Below are 7,410 nucleotides of genomic sequence, written 5' to 3'. Positions count from 1 at the left end.
TTTCTCTCAAAGCGGAGGTGAATTCTAGCGAGTTAATTTGAAGAGTCAAACACTTTTTCAAATTTATTTTCTCAGAAGCTTTTACCTCACCCGACCTCGCCGAAGCCTTACGCTGTCTGCCGTGTCGGTGGATGCGCATTATAGGCAAGGTTGTTTCTTTGGCAAGTGGAAATTTTAAAAAAAAAACAAAAACAAGTTCACTTGCTTGCTTTTTAAGCTCTTCAAGGCAAAATCGAACACAAAACAGACAAAGCTATCTAATTAACGGCAGCATTGTTACTTCTATCTCGCCCTATCTCAACAAACCAGTAGTATGGTTACCGGCTAAATACGCAATATGTACACGAAATGGGGTCCTATAAATATCAATCTTTACAGGCCAACTTTTACAAGCTCTTCTCGCGCGAAATCACGAGTGATCGATACATAGCCATCTTTTTCCACTAATGCTTGCCCCTGTGCCGAAAAGATAAACTTAATAAACTCCGCTTCGATGGGACTCAACGGCTTATTCGGATGCTTGTTGACATACACATATAGATAACGCGAAAGAGGGTAATCGCCAGTCAGAATGTTTTCTCGACTCGGATAAACAAACTCATTACCTTGCTTAGCAATAGGAAGTAGGCGCACGCCCGCCACACGATAACCCACACCAGAGTAACCTATGCCACTGAGCGTGGATGCCACCGATTGCACTACCGAAGCCGACCCCGGCTGCTCATTCACTTGGCTTTTAAAATCGCCGCCACACAGGGCGTGCTTTTTGAAGTAGCCGTAGGTTCCAGAAACCGAATTGCGCCCAAAGAGCTGAAAGTTGCGCTTTGCCCACTCCGCATCAATACCAAGCTGCGCCCACGTGCTGACAAAATCTTCTGCACCACAGCGTAAAGTCGCGGAGAAAATGGCGTCCAACTGCGGAAAGTTGAGACCTTGAACCGGATTGTCTTGATGAACAAAAATACCGATGGCATCAATCGCAACTCGCAACGCCGTAGGTTTATAACCATGAGTTCGCTCAAAGGCTTCCACTTCTCTTAAACGCATTGGGCGGCTCATTGGGCCAAACTGCGCCGTTTGTTCCGTCAGAGCGGGAGGCGCCGTTGAGGAGCCCGAGGCTTGCACCTGAGCATTGATGTTCGGATAAAGCGCCTTAAACTCTTCCACCCAAAGTGTGGTCATCCCCGCAAGCGTATCCGAGCCGACAGATAACAAATTCCCAGAAACACCGGGGATTTTTTTATAAGGTTGCAATGGTGTATCTAATGCCTGAGCACTCGCACTTATTCCACCCATCAACAATAAACTCAACCACCATCGTTTCATTTCGCCACCAACTTTGCCGGTAAAACGAATGAAAACTTACTGCCACTGCCAACTTTACTTTGGATATCCAAATGAGTGTCGTGATGAGTCAAAGCATGTTTTACAATCGCCAGACCTAAACCACTGCCCCCGGTGTCACGAGAGCGTGCTTTGTCAACGCGATAAAAACGCTCTGTCAGACGATGGATATGTTGCGGTTCAATACCATCACCACTGTCTTCCACTTCTAGGCAAGCACCCTTGCTATTGCGATACCAGCGAACCTGTACGTTTGCACCAGCAGGTGTGTACTTCACGGCATTGTATACTAGGTTCGAAATAGCACTGCGCAGTTGATCTTCATCGGCATAGACTTTAAGCGCTTTATCCACTTGGAAAGAAATGGCGTGCTGATTATCACCACTCAAACTTACCGCTTCTTTCTCTAGCACTTCCAGCATGGCTGGCACATCAACCACTTCATCCAACTCATGAATTGGCGACGCTTCGATCTTGGATAAGGTTAACAACTGATTCACTAAACTGTTCATTCGATTCAGCTGTTCCGTCATCACACGATGGGCTTTGCCCCACATGGGGCCAACCAACATGTCCGGATCTTCGGTCATTTCGAGATACCCCTGAAGCACCGTCATTGGCGTACGTAACTCATGGGAAACATTAGCAAAAAAGTTTCGACGCATGCCTTCTAACTGTTTCAACTGCGTCACGTCACGCACCACCATCAAGTGCTCACCTTCAGTATAAGGAACAATACGCAGTTCCAGCGTACGTTCAACGTTTAGCGGCGAGCACATTTCCAACGGTTCAGAAAAATCATTACCAGAGAGATACTTAATAAAATCAGGAGTGCGAAGAAGATTAGAAATAGGCTGACCAGAATCTTCAGGCCAATGGAAACCTAATAGATGTTGCGCCAGTTTATTGCACCAAACAATGTTGCCCTCCGCACGAAACACCACAACCGCATCCGGCAACGATTCTGCACCATTGCGGAAACGACGGATCAAATTCGTCAGTTCTTTACGCTTGCGTCGCTGCCTTTGCTGTAAGCGATACAGGCCATTAAACAGCGATTCCCAATTACCACTGCCCGATGGCGGCGTTAAACGCTTTTCATCCCAGAGCCACGCAGACAAACGTACCTGATTGTGTAAATGCCAACCAAGCTGCAAAGCCGTCGCCACCAAAAGCAGCCACGGCATATAGCCAAATATCCACCCAACAATCACCCAGGGGGTGTAAAAAAAAGCCAGCTCCCATGCCAGCTTTTTCCAAGTTAATCTTTCAACCACTCACGACTCCGACATGGTATTTACGCTTTCGTTGAGAAACGATAGCCCGCGCCTCGCACTGTTTGAATCAGTTTATCATGCCCTGCATCTTCAAGCGCTTTACGCAGACGACGAATGTGAACATCAACCGTGCGATCTTCCACATAAACATTGGTGCCCCACACATTGTTCAACAGTTGCTCACGACTGTACACGCGCTCTTGGTGGGTCATAAAGAAATGCAACATTTTGAATTCTGTTGGCCCCATATCAACAGGCGCGTCATTGGCCGTCACACGGTGAGAAACTGGATCGAGTTTAAGCCCTTGAACATCAATCACATCTTCTAGTGCGGTTGGCGTGACACGGCGAATCACCGCTTTAAGGCGAGCCACTAACTCTTTTGGCGAAAAAGGCTTGGTAATGTAATCGTCCGCACCGACTTCAAGGCCACGAACTTTGTCTTCTTCTTCACCACGAGCCGTCAACATCACCACAGGGATGTTACGCGTCAGCTCTTCACGCTTCATGTGCTTAATGAAATTGATGCCACTGCCACCTGGCAGCATCCAATCCAGTAATACTAAATCTGGGAAGGGTTCAGCAAGTTTGTTTACTGCCGTATCATAATCTTCAGCTTCAACCGCCTGGTAACCTTTCTGTTCAAGCACGAAACACAGCATTTCGCGAATTGGCGCTTCGTCCTCTACTACCAGAATCCTTCTAGACATAATTGAATAACCTTATGTAAGTTTGAATAATTTATAGGCCCTAGCCCTTTGCAACTGAAAGCATTATTACGTTCAATTATGACACTTTTGTGACCTTTGCAAACAAATTTTCATATAACTGTCTTTGTTGATTCATCTTGATTTTTTCCAACTCGATTAGGACAAGCCAGAAAAAATTGCCTATCATGTTGCCCCTGTATTTACCTTAGAGAAGCGCTATGTGGTTTAAAAACTGTATGGTCTATCGCGTGAATCGCGAGATTGAATTCAACGCAGATCAACTTGAAAAACAATTGGCAGAGTTCCGTTATACGCCTTGTGGCAGCCAGGATAAGCAAAAATTTGGCTGGGTAAGCGCGATGGGACGACACGGTGATATGATGACCCACGTGTCAGAAGACCGCATTCTTATCTGTGCTAAAAAAGAAGAAAAAATGCTGCCCGCTTCGGTGATCAAAGAATCACTGAATGCCAAAGTGGAAGCGATGGAAGCCCAAGAAGGCCGCCCGCTGAAGAAAAAAGAGAAAGAAACACTTAAAGAAGAGATCATCATTGATCTTCTACCACGAGCTTTCAGCCGCAGTAATCACACCTATGTGCTCATCTTGCCAAAAGAAGGGTTTATTTTGGTCGATGCCAGCAGCTACAAAAAAGCAGAAGACGTGCTCGCACTGCTGCGCAAAACCATGGGTAGCCTACCTGTTGTACCTGCGATTCCAGAAAAAGCGGTTGAGACCACGTTGACTGAATGGGTAAAAACAGGCCAAACACCACAAGGTTTCCATTTACTCGATGAAGCCGAACTTAAATCGGTTCTGGAAGATGGCGGCATCATTCGCTGTAAGAAGCAAGAGCTCACCAGCGACGAAATTCACAGTCATATCGCTGCGGATAAAGTTGTGACAAAACTGGCCCTCAATTGGCAAGAGCGATTGGAGTTTGTTCTGGCCGATGATGCAAGCATCAAACGTTTGAAGTTTTCTGATGAATTGCGCGATCAAAACGACGATATTCCGCGAGAAGATCAAGCCGCACGCTTTGATGCGGACTTTTCTCTCATGTGTGGCGAGCTGTCTGCATTTTTGCCTAATCTTTTTCAAGCACTGGGTGGTTTACCTCACCCTAACGCTTAAGCCTTTTCAACGCCTTCGCCACAGAAGGCGTTTTTCTCTCTTTTACCTAGTCAAGGATCACAATTTGGCGTAAAATTTGCGCCCCGATTCCATATGGTGGAATCGTACTGACCTGTGATCAGATAAAAAGAGAATTCAAGCAATGACATCAAATACACCCTTTGTTCCTGAGCTATTGTCGCCTGCGGGCAGTCTAAAGAATATGCGTTACGCATTTGCTTATGGCGCTGACGCGGTTTATGCCGGGCAACCTCGCTACAGCCTTCGTGTTCGTAACAATGAGTTCAATCACGAGAACCTAAAAATTGGTATCGACGAAGCGCATGCCTTAGGCAAGAAGTTCTATGTGGTATGTAACATTCAACCGCACAACTCTAAGCTAAAAACGTTTATCCGAGATTTGAAGCCGGTTGTGGATATGGGACCAGACGCGCTAATTATGTCTGACCCAGGCTTGATCATGATGGTGCGTGAAGCCTTTCCTGATATGGCGATTCACCTTTCAGTTCAAGCCAACGCGGTGAACTGGGCAACGGTGAAGTTTTGGGCTGCCTATGGTGTAGAGCGTGTCATTGTTTCTCGTGAGCTATCACTCGAAGAGATCGAAGAAATTCGTCAACAGTGTCCAGAAACAGAACTCGAAGTGTTCGTCCATGGCGCCTTGTGTATGGCTTACTCTGGTCGTTGCTTACTGTCTGGCTACATCAACAAACGCGACCCTAACCAAGGCACTTGTACTAACGCTTGTCGTTGGGAATACAAGGTTGAGCAAGGCAAAGAAGACGATGCCGGTCAAATCGTAGAACAGTTTGATCCAAATGCTGCGCAAGCAATCGAAGTGCAGGAAGAGCGCCCAGAAACCACCATTGGTCGTGGCAAACCCATCGACGATGTTGTTCTTCTATCAGAAAGTCATCGTCCTGACGAAAAAATGGCAGCATTTGAAGATGAGCACGGCACCTACATCATGAACTCAAAAGATCTACGTGCAGTTCAGCATGTAGAGCGCTTAACTCAGATGGGTGTTCATTCTCTGAAAATTGAAGGCCGTACTAAATCCTTCTACTATTGTGCACGTACGGCGCAAGTCTATCGTAAAGCCATTGATGATGCGGTAGCGGGCAAACCATTTGACGAAACACTAATGGGAACACTAGAAAGCCTTGCTCACCGTGGATACACAGAAGGTTTCCTACGTCGTCACACTCATGACGCGTACCAAAATTATGACTACGGTTACTCCGTTTCGGATTCACAACAGTTTGTTGGTGAATTTACAGGCAAACGCCGCGGTGACTTAGCGGAAGTAGAAGTGAAAAATAAATTTGTTGTGGGTGATAGCCTAGAACTAATGACGCCAAAAGGTAACGTCATTTTCACTCTTGAACAGATGGAAAACCGTAAGTCTGAGTCAATTGACGATGCAAAAGGTAACGGCCACTTTGTCTTTATTCCAGTTCCACAGGATATGGATCTGAGCTACGCGTTACTTATGCGTAACCTAAACGAAGGTCAGGATACCCGTAACCCAACAGGTAACTAAGCTATGGCATTGCTTATCACGGATAAGTGCATCAACTGTGACATGTGTGATCCGGAATGCCCAAATGGGGCGATTTCAATGGGCGATAAAATCTTTGAAATTGACCCTAACCTCTGCACCGAGTGTAAAGGGCATTACGACAAGCCGACCTGTCAGTCTGTTTGTCCTATTACAAAATGCATCATTACGGATCCAAACCACATCGAAACGGAAGAGCAACTGCTTGAAAAGTTTGTCATCATCCAAGGCTTAGCTTAATCGATATCAAATAAAGCGCCAATGGGCGCTTTATTTATTTCTCACGTTTCTGATTTAGTACCGTCACACATGCCTCAGAGATAGGCTCTGGCTCCTGTGCTTTTTTCGCCGGTGGTGTTGGACGTTCTATCCAACTCAACACTTCTTCACCACAACCATCCCCCTCCGGCGGCAAAGCTTGCTCGACACAGTCATCGCTTCCTTGTGGGCAAGAGAGTCTCACATGCATGTGTGAAGAATGTCCCCACCAAGGCCTTACCTTTCTCAGCCACGACCTATGACTGGATGTTTCCATCTGACATAAACGCTGCTTGATAACGGCGTGGACAAAAATTCTTGCTACCCTGCCATTTTCGGCTGCGGCTCGGATCAACTCGAATTGCTCATCACGCCATTCATCGGCACGAATAGTCATGGTATCGAAATTGACGACACTCGCTGTCTTTGCCTGTTCAAGCTCATATTTATTCAAAGGAGAGGTGTTTAGTTTAAGCCATACATCAATATCAAGTCCGGTTTGATGACTCGCATGACCAAAAGAAAAACGCCCGCCTCGTGGTAAACTGACATCCGCAATCATTAGAGTAGAAGCCAAATGTGTATCCGCGTAATAGCCTAACTCTTGTATAAAAGTGACGGTTTCTGGATGCGCAAAGTAGCGATTACGCTGTGCACGCACAACTTGATACCCCTCCCCCTCTAGTGGTAAAGCGATACCACCATCTAAACAGCCATTTGCGTACGATCCTATTGATTGAGCACGTTCACGCGTTGGTGCGGTCACCAGTTCCCACGCTGTCATTTGCAATGCCCAAATAGGTATTGAATACATCGCGCACAATGATGCCAGTATTTTAGCGAACATTCATTGCTCCTTGCTTATTGTGAAGAGAGGTTTCTAAAGCATATTGCGACTAGGAAGTCATGATTTAAATTGAAGTGAACAAAAGCGTGAAATACAAGTAACACTCATATCCATCGTCGAAAGCAGTAGATGATTAGGCAATGATTATCGTCTAGGAATGATAAAGAAATAAAAAAGGCTCTGAACTTTCGTTCAGAGCCTTGAATATGGCAGGGGTGGAGAGATTCGAACTCCCAACACGCGGATTTGGAATCCGCTGCTCTGCCAATTGGAGCTACAC

Annotated in this window: 7 protein-coding genes; 3 read left to right on the top strand and 4 right to left on the bottom strand. The window is 46.1% G+C overall.

Annotated features, from left to right (window positions below):
- Positions 1–372: 372 nt before the first annotated feature.
- Genes LZU85_RS19765 through phoB form a run of 3 tightly spaced genes read right to left on the bottom strand, consistent with a single transcriptional unit; the run spans position 373 to position 3,331 of the window.
- Positions 373–1,326, bottom strand: coding sequence for a PstS family phosphate ABC transporter substrate-binding protein (locus LZU85_RS19765; RefSeq protein WP_176299787.1), 954 nt, complete (start codon positions 1,324–1,326; stop codon positions 373–375).
- Complete coding sequence (gene phoR, locus LZU85_RS19760) at positions 1,323–2,621, bottom strand: phosphate regulon sensor histidine kinase PhoR (RefSeq protein ID WP_045621519.1); 1,299 nt, start codon at positions 2,619–2,621, stop codon at positions 1,323–1,325. Before phoR ends, LZU85_RS19765 begins: the two co-directional genes overlap by 4 nt.
- A 20-nt stretch (positions 2,622–2,641) precedes the next feature.
- Entirely contained in the window at positions 2,642–3,331 is a 690-nt protein-coding gene (gene phoB, locus LZU85_RS19755; protein WP_011078566.1) for a phosphate regulon transcriptional regulator PhoB, read from the bottom strand.
- Positions 3,332–3,549: 218 nt separating this feature from the next.
- On the opposite strand from phoB, the gene rdgC reads away from it, so the two are divergent.
- The 3 genes from rdgC (at position 3,550) to LZU85_RS19740 (ending at position 6,265) form a co-directional block, all read left to right on the top strand.
- Positions 3,550–4,464 carry a recombination-associated protein RdgC gene (rdgC, locus tag LZU85_RS19750; RefSeq protein WP_237288282.1) on the top strand — a complete coding sequence of 305 codons (915 nt, stop codon included), beginning with the start codon at positions 3,550–3,552 and terminating at the stop codon, positions 4,462–4,464.
- Between the two features lie 142 nt (positions 4,465–4,606).
- Positions 4,607–6,007, top strand: a complete 1,401-nt coding sequence (gene trhP / locus LZU85_RS19745) for a prephenate-dependent tRNA uridine(34) hydroxylase TrhP (RefSeq protein ID WP_011078568.1) — start codon at positions 4,607–4,609, stop codon at positions 6,005–6,007.
- Between the two features lie 3 nt (positions 6,008–6,010).
- Positions 6,011–6,265 (top strand): YfhL family 4Fe-4S dicluster ferredoxin, encoded by a 255-nt coding sequence (locus LZU85_RS19740; protein ID WP_011078569.1) that lies wholly within the window; start codon positions 6,011–6,013, stop codon positions 6,263–6,265.
- Positions 6,266–6,299: 34 nt separating this feature from the next.
- Here the strand turns inward: LZU85_RS19740 and mepA are convergent, their stop codons facing one another.
- A complete protein-coding gene (gene mepA / locus LZU85_RS19735; protein ID WP_237288280.1) occupies positions 6,300–7,130 on the bottom strand; it encodes a penicillin-insensitive murein endopeptidase in 831 nt (276 codons plus the stop codon).
- Positions 7,131–7,410 lie beyond the last annotated feature (280 nt).

The sequence above is a fragment of the Vibrio floridensis genome (genome assembly GCF_021852965.1).
Taxonomy (GTDB): Bacteria; Pseudomonadota; Gammaproteobacteria; order Enterobacterales; family Vibrionaceae; genus Vibrio; species Vibrio floridensis.
Note: the sequence above shows the minus strand (reverse complement) of the source record. Positions and strands in the feature narration are given on the sequence as shown.

Coding starts and splice junctions, on each gene's coding strand:
- trhP (WP_011078568.1), top strand. CDS start 4,607: ATGACATCAAATACACCCTTTGTTCCTGAGCTATTGTCGCCTGCGGGC.
- mepA (WP_237288280.1), bottom strand. CDS start 7,130: ATGTTCGCTAAAATACTGGCATCATTGTGCGCGATGTATTCAATACCT.
- LZU85_RS19740 (WP_011078569.1), top strand. CDS start 6,011: ATGGCATTGCTTATCACGGATAAGTGCATCAACTGTGACATGTGTGAT.
- phoB (WP_011078566.1), bottom strand. CDS start 3,331: ATGTCTAGAAGGATTCTGGTAGTAGAGGACGAAGCGCCAATTCGCGAA.
- LZU85_RS19765 (WP_176299787.1), bottom strand. CDS start 1,326: ATGAAACGATGGTGGTTGAGTTTATTGTTGATGGGTGGAATAAGTGCG.
- rdgC (WP_237288282.1), top strand. CDS start 3,550: ATGTGGTTTAAAAACTGTATGGTCTATCGCGTGAATCGCGAGATTGAA.